16 protein-coding genes and 1 pseudogene are annotated in these 15,132 nt (G+C 43.6%); 5 read left to right on the top strand and 12 right to left on the bottom strand.

Going from position 1 to position 15,132, the window contains the following annotated elements:
- Positions 1-35: 35 nt before the first annotated feature.
- The 12 genes and pseudogenes from N518_RS16120 to N518_RS0105595 all read right to left on the bottom strand — a co-directional run bounded on the left by N518_RS16120 (position 36) and on the right by N518_RS0105595 (position 10,460).
- Positions 36-1,502, bottom strand: a pseudogene (locus N518_RS16120) (aldehyde dehydrogenase).
- 13 nt (positions 1,503-1,515) lie between these two features.
- Positions 1,516-2,307, bottom strand: coding sequence for an aspartate dehydrogenase (locus tag N518_RS0105645; protein ID WP_026444046.1), 792 nt, complete (start codon positions 2,305-2,307; stop codon positions 1,516-1,518).
- A gap of 15 nt (positions 2,308-2,322) precedes the next feature.
- Positions 2,323-3,117: an SDR family oxidoreductase gene (locus N518_RS0105640; RefSeq protein ID WP_005026425.1), complete on the bottom strand. Its 795-nt coding sequence runs from the start codon at positions 3,115-3,117 to the stop codon at positions 2,323-2,325.
- Positions 3,118-3,132: 15 nt separating this feature from the next.
- Positions 3,133-3,957, bottom strand: a complete 825-nt coding sequence (locus tag N518_RS0105635; RefSeq protein WP_005026426.1) for an alpha/beta fold hydrolase — start codon at positions 3,955-3,957, stop codon at positions 3,133-3,135.
- A 36-nt stretch (positions 3,958-3,993) separates the two neighbouring features.
- A complete protein-coding gene (locus N518_RS0105630) occupies positions 3,994-4,515 on the bottom strand; it encodes a cupin domain-containing protein (RefSeq protein ID WP_005026428.1) in 522 nt (173 codons plus the stop codon).
- Between the two features lie 23 nt (positions 4,516-4,538).
- Complete coding sequence (locus N518_RS0105625; protein ID WP_005026429.1) at positions 4,539-5,762, bottom strand: MFS transporter; 1,224 nt, start codon at positions 5,760-5,762, stop codon at positions 4,539-4,541.
- Between the two features lie 42 nt (positions 5,763-5,804).
- A complete protein-coding gene (locus tag N518_RS0105620) occupies positions 5,805-7,016 on the bottom strand; it encodes an NAD(P)/FAD-dependent oxidoreductase (RefSeq protein WP_005026430.1) in 1,212 nt (403 codons plus the stop codon).
- 29 nt (positions 7,017-7,045) lie between these two features.
- Positions 7,046-7,975, bottom strand: a complete 930-nt coding sequence (locus N518_RS0105615) for a VOC family protein (RefSeq protein ID WP_005019810.1) — start codon at positions 7,973-7,975, stop codon at positions 7,046-7,048.
- 11 nt (positions 7,976-7,986) lie between these two features.
- Positions 7,987-8,751: an SDR family oxidoreductase gene (locus N518_RS0105610; protein ID WP_005019809.1), complete on the bottom strand. Its 765-nt coding sequence runs from the start codon at positions 8,749-8,751 to the stop codon at positions 7,987-7,989.
- Positions 8,744-9,811 carry an aromatic ring-hydroxylating oxygenase subunit alpha gene (locus N518_RS0105605; RefSeq protein ID WP_005026431.1) on the bottom strand — a complete coding sequence of 356 codons (1,068 nt, stop codon included), beginning with the start codon at positions 9,809-9,811 and terminating at the stop codon, positions 8,744-8,746. The genes N518_RS0105610 and N518_RS0105605 overlap by 8 nt, the downstream gene beginning before the upstream one ends.
- A 16-nt stretch (positions 9,812-9,827) precedes the next feature.
- The gene (locus tag N518_RS0105600; RefSeq protein WP_005019803.1) at positions 9,828-10,127 is read right to left on the bottom strand and encodes a recombinase-like helix-turn-helix domain-containing protein; all 300 of its coding nucleotides are present in this window, start codon (positions 10,125-10,127) and stop codon (positions 9,828-9,830) included.
- A gap of 27 nt (positions 10,128-10,154) precedes the next feature.
- Positions 10,155-10,460 (bottom strand): non-heme iron oxygenase ferredoxin subunit, encoded by a 306-nt coding sequence (locus N518_RS0105595; RefSeq protein ID WP_002117586.1) that lies wholly within the window; start codon positions 10,458-10,460, stop codon positions 10,155-10,157.
- Positions 10,461-10,713: 253 nt separating this feature from the next.
- On the opposite strand from N518_RS0105595, the gene N518_RS0105590 reads away from it, so the two are divergent.
- The 5 genes from N518_RS0105590 to N518_RS0105570 form a co-directional block, all read left to right on the top strand.
- Positions 10,714-11,526 (top strand): IclR family transcriptional regulator, encoded by an 813-nt coding sequence (locus N518_RS0105590; RefSeq protein WP_005019800.1) that lies wholly within the window; start codon positions 10,714-10,716, stop codon positions 11,524-11,526.
- Positions 11,527-11,690: 164 nt separating this feature from the next.
- Complete coding sequence (antA, locus tag N518_RS0105585; protein WP_005026432.1) at positions 11,691-13,106, top strand: anthranilate 1,2-dioxygenase large subunit; 1,416 nt, start codon at positions 11,691-11,693, stop codon at positions 13,104-13,106.
- 2 nt (positions 13,107-13,108) lie between these two features.
- On the top strand, positions 13,109-13,600 hold the full coding sequence (gene antB, locus N518_RS0105580) for an anthranilate 1,2-dioxygenase small subunit (protein ID WP_005026433.1): 492 nt from the start codon (positions 13,109-13,111) through the stop codon (positions 13,598-13,600).
- Between the two features lie 10 nt (positions 13,601-13,610).
- Positions 13,611-14,645, top strand: a complete 1,035-nt coding sequence (antC, locus tag N518_RS0105575; RefSeq protein WP_005026435.1) for an anthranilate 1,2-dioxygenase electron transfer component AntC — start codon at positions 13,611-13,613, stop codon at positions 14,643-14,645.
- A gap of 101 nt (positions 14,646-14,746) precedes the next feature.
- The coding region (locus N518_RS0105570) for a dioxygenase (protein WP_026444053.1) at positions 14,747-15,132 on the top strand (386 nt) is incomplete at its 3' end.

Genomic DNA, 15,132 nt, shown 5'->3' with positions numbered 1-15,132 from the left:
TGTTCCTCAAAATTTGTTTTCAGTCCTTGAATTTATTAATCGCACCAAGGGTTAGGCTGTTCATTCAGCCCCATATAAATACTCTTTTGTTGCATGTACGATAAAATGCCCAAACGGCCTTTTTCGCGCCCAATCCCACTGTCTTTAAAGCCACCAAACGGCGCACTAATCGAGAATTTTTTGTAGGTATTAATCCATACCGTTCCCACTTCTAAGGCACGTGCTATACGCCAAGCTTTGCGATAGCTTTCAGTCCAAATACCTGCGGCAAGACCAAAACAACTGTCATTGGCTTGGGCAATTAAATCTTGCTCATTGTCATATTTCATAACGACTAAAACAGGGCCAAAAATTTCTTCCTGACAGGTTTGAGCACTGTTATTTAAGCCCGTGATAATGGTTGGTAAGTAATAGCTTCCTTTGGCATAGTCACCAGTTGTAAGTGCCTCACCACCAATCAGAACCTGACCACCTTCGCTTTTAGCAAGTTGCACATAGCGGTCAACTGACTGCAAATGTTTGTCATTGACCAGTGGTCCTAAATGCACACCAGCTTGTTCCGGATGGCCCACACGTAAGCCTTTGGTAATTTCAACCAAACGTGTTAAAAACTGATCGTAAAGACTGCTATGAATAAACAAGCGAGAGCCTGCGATACACGCTTGGCCTGCCGAGCTAAAAATACCGTACGCTACACCTTTAGCAGCCAGTTCAACATCTGCATCAGGTAAAACGATGGTTGGTGACTTACCACCCAACTCAAGTGAAGTGGTAATCAGTTTATCTGCGGCAATGTGTGCCAAATGACGACCCGTGGTTGTCCCACCTGTAAAAGAAATTTTTCGAACTAATGGATGTTGAGCAATGGCATCACCAATCACTGAACCACGCCCCACTAACACACTGAGTAAACCTTTTGGTAAGCCAGCTTCTTCAAAAATTTTGGCAAGCTCTAAAGCAATCAGTGAAGTCGCTTCTGCAGGTTTTAACACCACTGCATTTCCTGCTGCCAAAGCTGGAGCAAGTTTTTGAACTTCACTCGCAATTGGAGAGTTCCAAGGGGTAATGGCTGCCACAACGCCCACAGGTTCATGCACGCTCATGGTCATAAAGTCTGGAGCACGCTGAGTGGTGAGCTCATCATTCAACGTTTCACATGCAGCTGCAACATAACGTGCAGTCGCCGCAGCGCTCATGACCAAACCACGAGTTTCGGTTAAAGGCTTACCATTATCGCGTGTTTATAATTTCGATAATTCATCGACACGCGCCTCAATAATGTCTGCAACTTTATAGAGAATCCGTGCTCGCTCATGCGGCAAGCTGTTTCTCCAGCTCGGTTGACGCCAAGCCTGATCCGCTTTTTCAATTGCTTCATTTACATCTTCAAGCGTTGCTGTTGAAAGCTCAGCGTTTACCGACTGATCTGCCGGAAACAGGCTTTGAATGACTGCACCACGGCCTAATCGCCATTCACCCGCAATATAAATTTCCTTTGCCATGATCAAATCCTTCTTAAATCTGTATTGCTTCTACACTGTTGCGACAAGCACGAATCACGCTAAGCGCAGCCAAAGTTGATGTTTTTGGGTTACTTGGTAACGGCACGCCCACCAGTTCAATGGTCATTTGTCCAAAGCCACCTTCTGCCACAATGGTGTGTTTGTTTTTGTTGATGGTTGGATCAACAGTTAACTCAACCATGGTTTCATCCATTCCAAGCCCTGCAAGTGCTATGGTTGCTGCAACGTTGGCATTGGCAGGAAATTTGGTCGCAGCTTCACGGGCAGTTCCAGTAAAAAAGACCGTAGGTTCTGAAACATGGTCTAAATCGACCAATTGCTCTGCATAACTGCCCTTCCAGCTTTTTGGACTTTTACAGCCTTTATAAGTGACCTTTTGCAAGCCACCTTCTTTAGCAGCAGAAATACCGTCAATACCTGCGATAGCCCCTGCCAGTAAATGCAGATGGGCATCATTTTTTTCGGCAGTTTGCTTAAGCTGAACCAGAAAGTCGCTATCAGCCAAAGTACCCACCGAAATCAGACCAATGGTCCAGCCTTTTGCTAAAACTTTTTGAGCATGCTCTTTCACTGCTGCTTGACCTGCCACCTCAATGACATAGTCTGGCGTACCATCACATTGCTCAATATCGGAAATCACTTGAATGTCAGATGAGACTTGTGATTGAACTTTTTCAATACTGCGAGATGGCACGACAATCCATTTGAGTTGCAGATCTTGAGGCAAATGGGCATACACTTCTGCTGCCATGGCGCCAAAACCAATCATCATCAACTTTTTCATGACAGCACCTGATATTTATAAATGTTTGTTAAAACCACCCGAGACATCTATTGCTGAACCTGTGGTGTAAGATGCCAATGGTGATGCCAAGAAAACTAAAGCACGTGCAGGCTCTTCTGGACGGCCTAAACGCTGCATGGGAATACCACGGTTTTTTGCGATATTGCCGGTCCATTCTTCCCATGACAGATTTAAATCTGAACGGGTTTCATAACGGCGTTTCCACTGCGCAGATTCGACCATACCAAGTAAAATCGAGTTCACACGAACACCATATTGAGTAAACTCATGCGCCAACGAATGGGTTAAATTCAACAGTGCAGCGCGTGCAGATGACGTCGCAATCATGTGCGGTTCCGGTTGCAATGCCAGTAACGAGTTCACGTTGGTAATTGAGGCATTGGCCGACTGTTTTAAGTCTTCAAGAAAAGCTCTTACCGGATGTAAAACACTGAAATATTTCAGCTCAATTTCTTTCATCCAGTCTTCATCTTGTGTGTTTTCAAAATTTGAAACACGGCCTTGCCCAGCATTGTTAATCAGCATGTCCACATTGCCCAAATTGAGTTTGACGTCTTTGGCAAATTGCTGAACTTCTTCTTTTTTCAACACATTGCATGCTTTGGTAAAAATATTGGCATGCGGATATTTTTCTAAAATATAGTGCTTAGAAGCATTTAAACGTTCTTCATCGCGACCACACCAAGCAACTTTTGCACCCTCTGCAACCAGTATTTCAACAGCAGCCAGCCCAATCCCAGATGAGCCACCGGTAACAACTGCAACTTTTCCTTCAACTTGGAAGCTCATAATCCTTAATCTCTCTTACGATTGTTCCTGAATCGTCAATATAATTTGGTTAAATGCTTGCGGTTGGTCGACATAACTTAAATGTCCTGCATCTTCTATGACAAAGCGCTGTTCCAACTGCAATTCCTGAGCAAGCTCTTGTATACCTAACGCAGGAGTGATTTGATCTTGCTGCCCTGCAATCACTGTGCATGGGACTTTTAAATCGATTAAGTAATTACGTATTTCGTCATATGCCAGTAAGTACGATGCATGTGTGAAACCTTGTAGGGTCAATTGCTGCATCACCTCTGAAACTAAAGCTAAGGCCTGTGGCTCTTGTTTATAAATCAAATGAGGTCCACGGCTTTCGGCCATTCCTTTAGCACCGAGTTCTTTCAACATTTTTGGTCTTTTTTCAAAAACCTGAATTTGTGTTTGTTCATCGTGGCGTTGGTAGCCTTGAGCTAAGTTAGCAACAACTAAATGTTCCACTCGCTCTGGGTAAAGTGCAGCAAATGCACTCGCCTGTAAGGCACCTAATGAGTGTCCGACCACAATTGCTTTTTCAATTTTTAAAGTATCGAACAATGCTGCCAAACGCTTTGTGTAGTCGGTCGCATTGGGCTGATCAGTTAAAAGTACATCTGATTTGCCATAGCCCGGTGCGTCCCAGGCAATGACATGAAAATGATGAGACAGCACTTCAAGTTGGTTTACCCATGAAGCAGAACCTGAACTAATGCCGTGCAACAGCACAAGGTACTCACCCTGACCGGCTTCGCGATAGGCTTGCTGCTGGCCTTGAACATTGACCGTTTTCACTGGAAATTCTGCTAACTTTTCAATGAGTGTCATCATTTTTAATTCTTTCCCTTCATTCACTTCATCAAACAATTAACGTTTGATTTGAGACAATGGATGCTCTGGTGGATAGTTCGGAATTGTTGGTTTACCTGTTCCTAACATCACACACATCAAGGCATCTTCTTGACCTGGGTTAAATAGACCACGGTAAATACCCGGTGGAATTGAAATCAGGTCACGCTCTTTTAAACGGGTCTCAAATTTCTCGCCGTTGTGCTCAATGAACAAATCAATTTCGCCGCGGAGCATAAAGAAAACTTCTTCAACGTCGTGGTGAATGTGCAAAGGACCTTCACACTGTGGTGGTAGAACCATGGTTGAAAACGTGAAGTTTTCTGCCGGAACGGTGTTACCGTCATTTACGACACCTGTTGCCCCCGTACCCATATAGCGCATTTGTGCACGGCGATATTTCGGATCGTAATCGGCTTGGAACTTCAAGGCATCAAAGTCGTATTTACGTGTCTCAAAGCGAGCAATACGTGTGTTTAACCAGTCTTCTAAAGAAGCATTTTCTGGCTGTTTCCACGATTCGAATTGTTGTGTAGTCATTTTTTAAACTCCTATACAGTGAATTAATAACGTTTTAAAAGAGGAACCAAGAACAACGACCCAATGACAGCGACCGCAGCCAAGAAGGTAATTCCCAAATTAAAACTATGTGTTTGCATCACGATGTAACCGATCAGTACAGGCGCAATTGCACTTGCAAAATTGCCAAGACCATTAAATATTCCACCCGCAGTTGCACCGACATCTGCAGTTGTCACGCGGGCAAGCAAGGCAAATACAGCAGCGACACCAAAGCCCCAAGCCATAGCACTTAAAGACATCGCAGCAATGATTAGAATTGGATTAGTCATCAGAACCATGACATACATAAAGATTCCGGCTACCAGCAAACCGCTAAAGACCTGGACAGCACGACGTCCCAGTTTGTCTGAAAGAAAGGCGCCAATGATTTCACCAACCAGCATGGCAATAAACGGAAAGCTTGAATAAACACCAAATTCTTTAAGATTAAAGCCCTTATCCTGGATGAGATAAGACGGGACCCAACTATTTAACCCCCAGAGATAAGTCATTAAGGCGATATTGAATATACATACCAGCCAGAACGAACTGTTCTGTAACAGGAATTTAGTGTTTGCAATATGCCCTTGAAAATTGATGCGCTTAGCACCAGCTTCTAGTTCAATGGTTTTCTTGAGTTGCAGATTACGTAATCCAAATACAATAGCCAGTAAAGCAACAATCGTAAGTCCAGCCATTACAAAGAATGTGGTATGCCAGTCGTGATTAGCCAGTACCGCGGCAGTAATTGGAAAGCCTAGAAATGCGCCAATTGGAGTACCAAGTAAAAACATGGTAGAGGCGCGTGCCTGCTGCCGGTCTGTATAGGTCTGTTTAACGATGGTATATGCCAGCGCAAAGAGTGGTCCTTCTGCAAGCCCCAACAATACGCGTAGAAATAACATTCCTGCGTAGCTGGTGGTAAATCCCATAAAGAGCATGAGTATGCCCCATGCAGCTACGCTCCAGAACAGCATTTTTTTAGGATTAAAAATATCGCCCAGAAAACTCAAAAATACAGATGAAAAACCATAAGCCAGCAAGAAACTGGTCATCAGCCAGCCCAGCTTTGCCTTGTCACCTGCGATCCCCATCGCATCCTGGAAATGCGCATCGGAAAACAAAACTGCGATACTGATCTTGTCGAAAAATGCCAGTACTACACATACCATCAGGACAAAAGCTGGAAGCCAGTGCTTTAATCCATTTTTTTCTTCATTACTCATATGTCTTTCCTTGAGTCTAGTAATGAGTGCCGGATTCTATGTCTAAGGTTTTAATTTCATGACATTAAATTCAGGATCTTGTAATTGTTCAGGGTTAAGCTGGGTTTCAGACTGAATCCAGCGTTTTGCCAGTTTGACCAGTTTAGAATCATTAATGGCAACCATGTTCAGCAAAAGATTTTCATGGTCCAGATATAAATAGCTCACCTGGTTTTCACCACCTTGACGAATGATCACTTTTTTAGTTTTTTCAGGTTGATAATTTCCTAAAATCTGGATATTAAAGTGATACTGATCCGACCAGAGCCATGGAATATCGTTATATTCAGTTGCTATTCCGAGCATTGACTTGGCGGCCGCTATAGCCTGATTCTGCGCATTCGCCCAAGACTGAATGCAATAGCCCAAACCCGGATGTATCGCGACGTCTCCTGCGGCATAAATGTCCTGATCTGAGGTTTGCCCAAAACAGTTCACTACAATCCCATCTTTCACATCCAGACCTGCGTTGCTGCCCAGCTCTTTTGCAATTTCTGCACCAGCTCCTACAACGACACAATCAAAGAGTTCACTCGCCTGAGGATAATTAACAACCTCTACTTTTTGCTGATACGCCTCAACCAGATGCACGTGCTTACTCTCTAAATGAATCACCGTACCTTGCTGTTCATGAATCTGTTTTAAAACACTGGAAAGCTCTGGACTGACACTACGTGCACACAACCGGTCTCCATATTCAAAAACATGCACTTGCTTGCCCTGTTTTCGCGCAGTAGCGGCGATTTCAAGACCAATCCACCCACCACCCACCACTGCTACCTTATTTGCCTTTTCTAAACGTTCAGCCAAATATTCACAGTCCTGTACATTTCGTAAAGTCAGTACATTAGGAATAAACTGCCAGGTTTTTACTGGTATACGTGCTCGGCTGCCTGTAGCAATCAGTAACTTGTCATAAGGTAGAGTTTTACCATCTTGCAGTATGACCTGTTTGTGCTGACGGTCTAGCTGCGTAGCAAAAGCCGGTTTGTGCCACTGAATATTAAAGCTCTCAATTTGATCGGCTGAAAATAAGCTTAGGCTTTCATAATCAGCCTCTCTAGACAGGACCTGCTTAGACAGGGGTGGCCGCTCATAGAAGACCTGTTCTTCATTAGAGACCACATGAATTTCACCCGAAAACCCATTTTGGCGTAATGTGCTTACGGCCCAGCCAGAAGCCTGCCCGGCTCCAACAATTACAATTCTTTCCATGATTCTGCTCTCCTTGGCTCAGGCATTTTTTACAAAGACTTCACCTGACGGCGAGTAGTGTTATCCAAACCGCCTTCGATTGCCCATTCGGTAAAAAGCTCAAGGCAGTGTTCTTCTGTACGTGGTTGCCATTCTTCTGTCAGATAGTCATCATTGGTGTAATACTCAAATGCACCGCCCAATGGTGAGTTGACGTACCAGAAATAAGCAGAAGAAATTGGATGACGTCCTGGCCCGATAAAAGTTGACCACTCTGAACGGTTCATATGTAAACCGCCCCCAATTACCTCATGAATATCACGAACAACAAACGCAACGTGGTTCAGGCCAGCAGGTTTATTTGGAACACTGAGCAGGAATAAATCATGGTGATAACCTTCACCGCGACAACGTAAGAATGCACCGCGATTTTTGTAGGCATCAGATAAATGAAAGCCTAATTTTTCAATGTAAAACTTCTCGGTGGTTGCCAGATCAGGCGTAAAAAATACAACGTGTCCAATTGCTACCGGTTGTCCTTTTTCATAAACTGGGCTTGCTGCATTGACACGTTGAATATTACCGTACTGGTTAATGCCTTCCGTTTTAAGTTCTGGTACTTCTTTTACAAAACTTTGTTCAAAACGAATGGTCATACCATTGGGGTCAAGACACTGAACTGTCGTTTCAGTACGTTTAAAACCGTCTACATCGGCCAAACGAGCTGCCAAGTCTTCAAGGTCTTGAAGACTATCAGCACCCCACGTGACTTCACGTAAAGTTGAACCTTGCTCAATAGCAGATGGCAAACGGTCATCATCACAATTAAATAAATAAATTTTGCTACCGTTTTGAGTCTGGTATAAGTCTGCACCTTCAATATCTGAAGTACTTTGGCTTAAACCAAAATCTGCCAAAAACTTGTTTGAAGCGGCTCTATCTTCAACTCCAAACTTTAAAATCTCGATCCCTGTAATCATTTGACCACTCCTTAGTTAAAGACAAAACCGCCATTGACCGGAATATTTTGACCTGTCACAAAAGAGGACAAATCCGACAGTAGATACAATGCTGTTCCATTTAAATCTTGGGGAAGTTGCTGACGTTGAATCGCTCTTCCGTTGATATATAAATCATGACGTTCTTGAGGCACATACTCGGTTGCCTCAACCAGAGTAAGGCCCGGAGATAAGGTGTTGACACAGATATTAAACTGACCCAACTCTCTTGCCATTGAACGTGTCATGGCAACAATTGCACCTTTACTCGCCACATAAGCCATCAGGTTTGGCGCACCCCAAAGTGCTGTATCTGACGCAACATTAATAATCTTGCCGGCGGCCGATTGCTTTAAATGTGAAACGCATGCCTTACTAATGAGCCATGTGCCTTTCACATTAATCTTCATGACCTGATCCCAAAGTTCAGGATCGTAATCAATCATATTTTTTCCACCAACATTGGTTGCAAGCGCTGCACAGTTCACAAGACCATCTAGTCCTTGTAATACTTCCATGCTTTTTGCGACAGCATTTTCAATAGAGTCTGCATTGGCAAGGTCAACTGTTACTGCATGAACATTGAGTCCTTGTTTTTGTAAGACCTGTGCTTCTTGTTGCACGAGGTCAGACAAAATATCTGCCATTACGACTTCAGCACCAGCCTCAGCAATGGCTTGAGCAAAATCTCGGCCTAAACCACGTGCAGCACCAGTCACTAAAACTTTTTTGCCTTGCAACAACGCTACATTAGCCATGAGCTTCTTCCTGCATCTCGATACGGTTTGATGCATTTAACGCAGCAATTTTCTTTAATTGCTTCTCGGCTTCTTTCTTCATTAAACGGCGTAAACGTGCAAGACCCACATCGTGTTGATAGAGGAATTCTTTTTCACGGGCATTTGGCGCAAGGTTTTCTAAAATAATTCGGTCTTGTTCCAATACATCCCAATGCAACTGTTCTAAATGATTGCGATATAAGAAACGCCATACATTACGTTGCCAGCAACTCACCTTACGGCAGCGCCAGAAAAATACGCGAGTATTGTTGGCATCAATTGGCGTTGCATAACCTACAATCCAGAATTCGCCACCTGGGCCAAATTGTTTGCGGTATGGAATTGAAAGACGTAACCAGCTTGCACCTGTTGAACCATATTCAACCCAGTCAAAGTTCACACCGGTTTGACCTTCTTTTTCAAAAACAAAGCCATTATCGGTCGTGCGGTGTTTCATCTCTGCAGTACGTTCACCATCTGCCATTGAGTGCGATGTCGCGTGTAAATAGGTCCCATGCATTGGGTCCATCACGTTATCAATCGCGTATTGATGGTTTACTTTCCAGTCTGCTTGGCAAAGGAATGAACTCCACTCTTCGCTTGCAAGTTGCTCTGGAAACTCAAGCGGCGCTGGTTGTTCATTTGCATCAAGACCAAACCAGATAAAGATTGCGCCATGTTGCTCAATGACAGGATAGTTCTTTAAACATTTAGTACCAGTCATTGGACATTCATGAACGGCTGGCACATCAGCAACAACACCGTCAGCACGAACTTCAACACCGTGATACCAGCAAGCAACTCGGTCACCCAAATTCCAACCCAGTGAAAGACGAGCACCGCGATGTGGACAGCGATCTTCAAGCGCGTGAACCTGACCTTCAGCATCACGCCAAACTACAATATTTTCGCCTAAACGAGTAATTCCGACTGGATTAGCAGCGACTTCCCAACTTGCTAAAACCGGGTGCCATTGGTCACGTAAACCAAGTTCTAAATATTCTTCAGCGCTTTGTGAAGTTGATACGATTGCGTTCATTTTATTCTTCCCTGAATCAATAACCTAAACGTTGCATTTCTTCTGTAAAGCTTGCAGAAGTCCATTCATCACCAGATTCACAACGGAAACCCTGTTGATTAAGGGCAGAAACAACCTCATCTAACTCAGTTGCGCCCGCAGAAAATGCCTGAATCAAGTTTTTTACAAAGTCTTGTTCGTAGAGAGTTGGTTCTTTATAACGTGTCTGCCAAACCAACAATTCAGATTGACCTGGAACTTGAATATTGTTGATACCTGCTTCGGTTGCTGGCGTTGCATGAATCCAGCTTGCCAACTTTTCATTAAATGTCTTCATTGTTCTGCTTCCTTGTACATGTGAGGACTAGAGTTGAATTTGAATATCCTGTCCTTCAACACGAACCGGGTACGTACATAGGTTTCTACACCCTGGTCCACTTTTTAGCTCACCTGTCTGAATGTCAAAAATTGCTTCGTGCAATGGACATTCAACAGTCTGATCTTCGATAAATCCTTCGGTTAATAAGGCATACGCATGAGGGCAAACATTTTCGATAGCAAAGTAATTTTCATCGACAAAAAAAACACCAATTTTTTTCCCTTCAATTTCGATGGCTTTCGGCTCATCTTCGCTAACGTCACCCTGCTGACAAACTGAGATCCAACTCATACCTTGCGTCCTCATTTTGTTTTGTATATAAAACAATATTTAATATAAGAAACTTTATAAAAGAATACCCTTAAATTATTTTTTATGTCAAATTTTATATTTTACTAATAATCAAATATTTAATATTTTTATTAAAATAATTTTGTTTTAAATAGAATCAAAAGTTTTATATGTGAAAATTGTTTTAATTATTCTTTAACATTACAATGAATCTGAAACTATATTAAAATTTACTGGTTTGAGTAATTTCATCATGACTGTTGCACTAGACGATACAACTGAAGACCTTTCAAACAATAAGAATGAGGAACGATATCTGGTACCAGGCCTAGTCCGAGGGCTGGCTGTTTTGCAGGCTTTTAATCAGGAAGCAAGTGAAATGACCATCTCTGAAATTGCAGAGATTCTAAATGTGAACCGTTCGAGCGCTTTTCGCCTGATCTACACGCTTGAGGCATCAGGTTATCTTAGAAAAGCCAGCGCCAAGACCTATGCCCTAGACTCAAAAGTTATGGAGCTCGGATTTAACAGCTTGTCCAAACTTTCGCTGACCGATCTTGCTACACCTATTATGAAAGAACTGCGGGACCAAACTCAGGTTGCTGCACATCTGTCTGTTCTTGAAGGAACACACATTATTTTTATTCATAATGTTCAGGCTATTGGGGCATTTACGAGTACTTTACAGGTGGGAACCCGATGGCCAGCCCATGCTACAGTAATTGGACAATATCTACTTTCAAGTTTGCCTGAGAACGAGGTACGGCAGCGTTATAGCAAATTTCAGGACTGGAAGTCCTTTTCCGAGCGCACACCCAAAAATTTAAAAGAGTTACTAGCTAGACTTGATTTAGTACGTGAACAAAAATTTATGGTGAGCTGGGGTCATTTTAATCATGATATGGCTGCCTGTGCTGCTCCTATCTTTAAACAGTCTAAACAGGAAATGGTTGCAGTTTTATCAGTGAGCTGTCCTCTTAGTACTTATGATGAAAATGTATTTAAAGACGAAATTGCGAATCTGGTTACGGCCTCTGCCAATAAAATTTCAAAATTTATTTATTGATCTCAAGCAAGTTATATCATCGCTGAATCTTCTTCTATTTATATATATAGTACTTTAAAGACGTTTCTGCAAAAACTGGATAAAGTTCTGGAAAAATCGGATAGAGGCCAAATGGTAATCGCGGTTCAATCAAGAAAAGCGCTGATTGAATGGAGTATTATAAAATGGCCTCACGTAGCGTAACTGAATGGCAGGATTTCGTTGCAGGATGCATTGATTTTCGTCCAAATGACGGGGTTTTCCGTATAGCGCGTGATATGTTCACGCAGCCAGAATTGTTTGATCTTGAAATGGAATTCATTTTTGAAAAAGTATGGATTTATGCCTGTCATGAAAGTGAAATTCCCAATAACCATGACTTTCTAACTGTCCAGATTGGCCGACAGCCTATCATCATCAGCCGTGATGGTAAGGGTGAACTGCATGCTATGGTTAACGCCTGTGAACATCGTGGAGCAACCTTAACCAGGGTTGCCAAAGGCAATCAGTCTACTTTCACCTGTCCGTTCCATGCCTGGTGCTATAAGTCCGATGGTCGTCTGGTTAAGGTTAAAGCACCAAGTGAATATTGTGAAGATTTTGACAAATCCAGTCGTGGTCTAAAGCAGGGCCGGATTGCCAGCTATCGTGGTTTTGTATTTGTTAGCCTTGATGTGCAGGCTACAGATAGCCTCGAAGATTTTTTAGGTGATGCCAAAGTATTTCTCGACCTGATGGTCGAGCAGTCACCTACCGGTGAGCTGGAAGTGTTACAGGGTAAGTCGGCTTATACTTTTGCAGGTAACTGGAAACTGCAAAATGAAAATGGCCTAGATGGCTATCATGTCAGTACTGTTCACTACAATTATGTTTCAACTGTACAGCATCGCCAGCAGGTCAATGCAGCCAAAGGTAGTGATCTTGATACTCTTGATTATAGCAAGCTGGGTGCGGGTGATAATGAAACTGATGATGGCTGGTTTAGCTTTAAAAACGGTCATAGCGTTTTATTTAGTGATATGCCGAACCCGACGGTCCGCCCTGGATATGAAACAGTCATGCCCTATCTGGTCGAGAAATATGGTCCAAAGCGTGCTGAGTGGGCAATGCACCGTCTCAGAAACTTAAACCTCTATCCAAGTCTGTTTTTTATGGACCAGATCAGTTCGCAGTTACGAATCGTACGCCCGGTCGCCTGGAACAAGACAGAAGTAATCAGTCAGTGCATTGGGGTTAAAGGAGAGTCAGCTGAAGCTCGCCGTAACCGCATTCGTCAGTTTGAAGATTTCTTTAATGTATCCGGCCTAGGCACTCCCGATGATCTGGTCGAGTTCCGTGAACAGCAGAAAGGTTTCCAAGCACGTCTGGAACGCTGGAGCGATATTTCACGTGGCCACCATACGTGGTGTTATGGCCCTACCCAGAATTCACAGGACTTGGGTATTGAGCCTGTCATTACCGGGCGTGAATTCACACATGAAGGACTTTATGTGAACCAGCACGGTCACTGGCAACAGTTAATGTTAGACGGCCTAAAAAAGAAAGCTTTAAAACTGCATGATATTACTTATGAAAATCATACTGTAACGGATGAGGTGTAATCATGTCTCAAGAACTCCATTTCGCCGTTTCTCAATTTCTTTACCGTAAGGCAGAGCTTTGTGATGCCTATGAATGGGAGGCCTATCTCGAGTTATATGATGAAGACAGCGAATATCATATTCCACAGTGGATAGATGACCATACCTATGTACAAGATCCAAATCAGGGCTTGTCTTATATTTATTATGCAGACCGTTCAGGACTAGAAGACCGGGTATTCCGTATCCGTACAGGTAAAGCAGCATCTGCAACTCCTCTGCCACGTACTTTGCACAGTATTAACAATATACGGGTCAAGATGCTTGAGGATGGTTTAATTCAGGCAAATGTTGTCTGGCAGACCCTCTACAACCGTCAAGGTCTGGAAGGCTGTTTCTACGGACATGCAACTTATATTCTGCGCAAAACTGAAGAAACGTTTCGGATCCGTCGTCAGCACACTGTTTTGCTTAATGACAAGATTGATTCCGTACTCGACTTTTATCATGTATAAGGAGTGACACATGGGGCATTCTGTTGCACTCAACTTTGCAGATGGTAAAACTTTTTTTATCTCGGTAAATGATGACGAGCTATTGCTGGATGCGGCTGTTCGTCAGGGAATCAACCTCCCTTTAGACTGCCGTGAAGGTGTATGTGGCACCTGTCAAGGACAGTGTGAAACTGGCATTTACGAGCAGGATTATGTTGATGAAGATGCGTTAAGCGAGCGGGATCTCGCTGAGCGTAAAATGCTGGCTTGTCAGACCCGGGTCATGTCAAATGCTGCTTTTTATTTTGACCATAACTCAAATATCTGTAACGCAGGTGACACGCTCAAGCTTGCCACCACAGTCACTGCTGTTGAGCTGGTTTCTGAAACAACTGCAATTTTACACCTTGATGCCAGCACACATAAGGAACAGTTACAGTTTTTGCCAGGACAATATGCACGCTTACAGATTCCAGGCACACCAGACTGGCGCTCTTATTCTTTTGCCAACCGGCCAAATCACTCTAACCAGCTACAGTTTTTAATCCGGTTGTTGCCGGATGGAGTAATGAGCAATTACTTACGTGAGCGCTGTGAGGTTGGTCAAATCTTAATGATGGAAGCCCCTTTAGGCAGCTTTTATTTGCGCGAAGTAGAACGTCCACTGGTTTTTATCGCTGGTGGAACCGGACTGTCAGCCTTTTTGGGTATGCTCGACAATATCGCAGAACAGCCTAACACACCTGCCGTTCAGCTATTTTATGGTGTAAATAGTGAGGCTGATTTATGTGAACAGCAGCGGCTGCAGAGTTATGCTGAACGTATTCCCAACTTTAGTTATCAGCCGATTGTGACTAAAGCTTCAAGTACATGGACAGGAAAAACTGGCTATATTCAGGAGCATTTAAATAGAGACCAGCTCGCTGAGCAGGCATTTGATATGTATTTGTGTGGTCCTCCACCCATGATTGAGGCAGTCAAAAGCTGGCTGGATATTGAAGAGTTGCAGGATTATCGGATTTATAGCGAAAAATTTTTACAGAGTAATACCAGCCATAGCCCATAAAACAAGTTGTACCAAGGAAAGATAACAACAAGACGTTTTTTCAGAGGCTGATCTCTCGTCAGCCCCTGTTAGCGTCTTATACATACTTAAGGAGTGATAGTATGAACCGTCAACAAATTGATGCGCTCGTAAAACAAATGAATGTCGATACTGCCAAAGGCCCGGTCGATGAGCGCATTCAGCAGATCGTCGTCCGCCTGCTCGGGGATCTGTTCCAGGCCATCGAAGACCTCGACATCCAGCCCTCTGAAGTCTGGAAAGGCCTCGAATACCTGACTGATGCAGGTCAGGCCAATGAACTCGGCCTGCTCGCTGCCGGGCTCGGTCTTGAACACTACCTCGACCTGCGTGCCGATGAGGCAGATGCCAAGGCCGGTATTACTGGCGGCACTCCCCGTACCATCGAAGGCCCGCTCTATGTGGCCGGTGCCCCTGAGTCTGTCGGCTTTGCCCGTATGGATGACGGCTCCGAGTCCGACAAGGTCGA

The organism is Acinetobacter sp. UNC436CL71CviS28 (assembly GCF_000620525.1).
Classification (GTDB): domain Bacteria; phylum Pseudomonadota; class Gammaproteobacteria; order Pseudomonadales; family Moraxellaceae; genus Acinetobacter; species Acinetobacter radioresistens.
Note: the sequence above shows the minus strand (reverse complement) of the source record. Positions and strands in the feature narration are given on the sequence as shown.

Bases quoted from the DNA above. Each gene is read 5' to 3' on its own strand.
- N518_RS0105645 (WP_026444046.1), bottom strand. From the start codon at position 2,307: ATGAAAAAGTTGATGATGATTGGTTTTGGCGCCATGGCAGCAGAAGTG.
- N518_RS0105640 (WP_005026425.1), bottom strand. From the start codon at position 3,117: ATGAGCTTCCAAGTTGAAGGAAAAGTTGCAGTTGTTACCGGTGGCTCA.
- N518_RS0105635 (WP_005026426.1), bottom strand. From the start codon at position 3,957: ATGATGACACTCATTGAAAAGTTAGCAGAATTTCCAGTGAAAACGGTC.
- N518_RS0105630 (WP_005026428.1), bottom strand. From the start codon at position 4,515: ATGACTACACAACAATTCGAATCGTGGAAACAGCCAGAAAATGCTTCT.
- N518_RS0105625 (WP_005026429.1), bottom strand. From the start codon at position 5,762: ATGAGTAATGAAGAAAAAAATGGATTAAAGCACTGGCTTCCAGCTTTT.
- N518_RS0105620 (WP_005026430.1), bottom strand. From the start codon at position 7,016: ATGGAAAGAATTGTAATTGTTGGAGCCGGGCAGGCTTCTGGCTGGGCC.
- N518_RS0105615 (WP_005019810.1), bottom strand. From the start codon at position 7,975: ATGATTACAGGGATCGAGATTTTAAAGTTTGGAGTTGAAGATAGAGCC.
- N518_RS0105610 (WP_005019809.1), bottom strand. From the start codon at position 8,751: ATGGCTAATGTAGCGTTGTTGCAAGGCAAAAAAGTTTTAGTGACTGGT.
- N518_RS0105605 (WP_005026431.1), bottom strand. From the start codon at position 9,811: ATGAACGCAATCGTATCAACTTCACAAAGCGCTGAAGAATATTTAGAA.
- N518_RS0105600 (WP_005019803.1), bottom strand. From the start codon at position 10,127: ATGAAGACATTTAATGAAAAGTTGGCAAGCTGGATTCATGCAACGCCA.
- N518_RS0105595 (WP_002117586.1), bottom strand. From the start codon at position 10,460: ATGAGTTGGATCTCAGTTTGTCAGCAGGGTGACGTTAGCGAAGATGAG.
- N518_RS0105590 (WP_005019800.1), top strand. From the start codon at position 10,714: ATGACTGTTGCACTAGACGATACAACTGAAGACCTTTCAAACAATAAG.
- antA (WP_005026432.1), top strand. From the start codon at position 11,691: ATGGCCTCACGTAGCGTAACTGAATGGCAGGATTTCGTTGCAGGATGC.
- antB (WP_005026433.1), top strand. From the start codon at position 13,109: ATGTCTCAAGAACTCCATTTCGCCGTTTCTCAATTTCTTTACCGTAAG.
- antC (WP_005026435.1), top strand. From the start codon at position 13,611: ATGGGGCATTCTGTTGCACTCAACTTTGCAGATGGTAAAACTTTTTTT.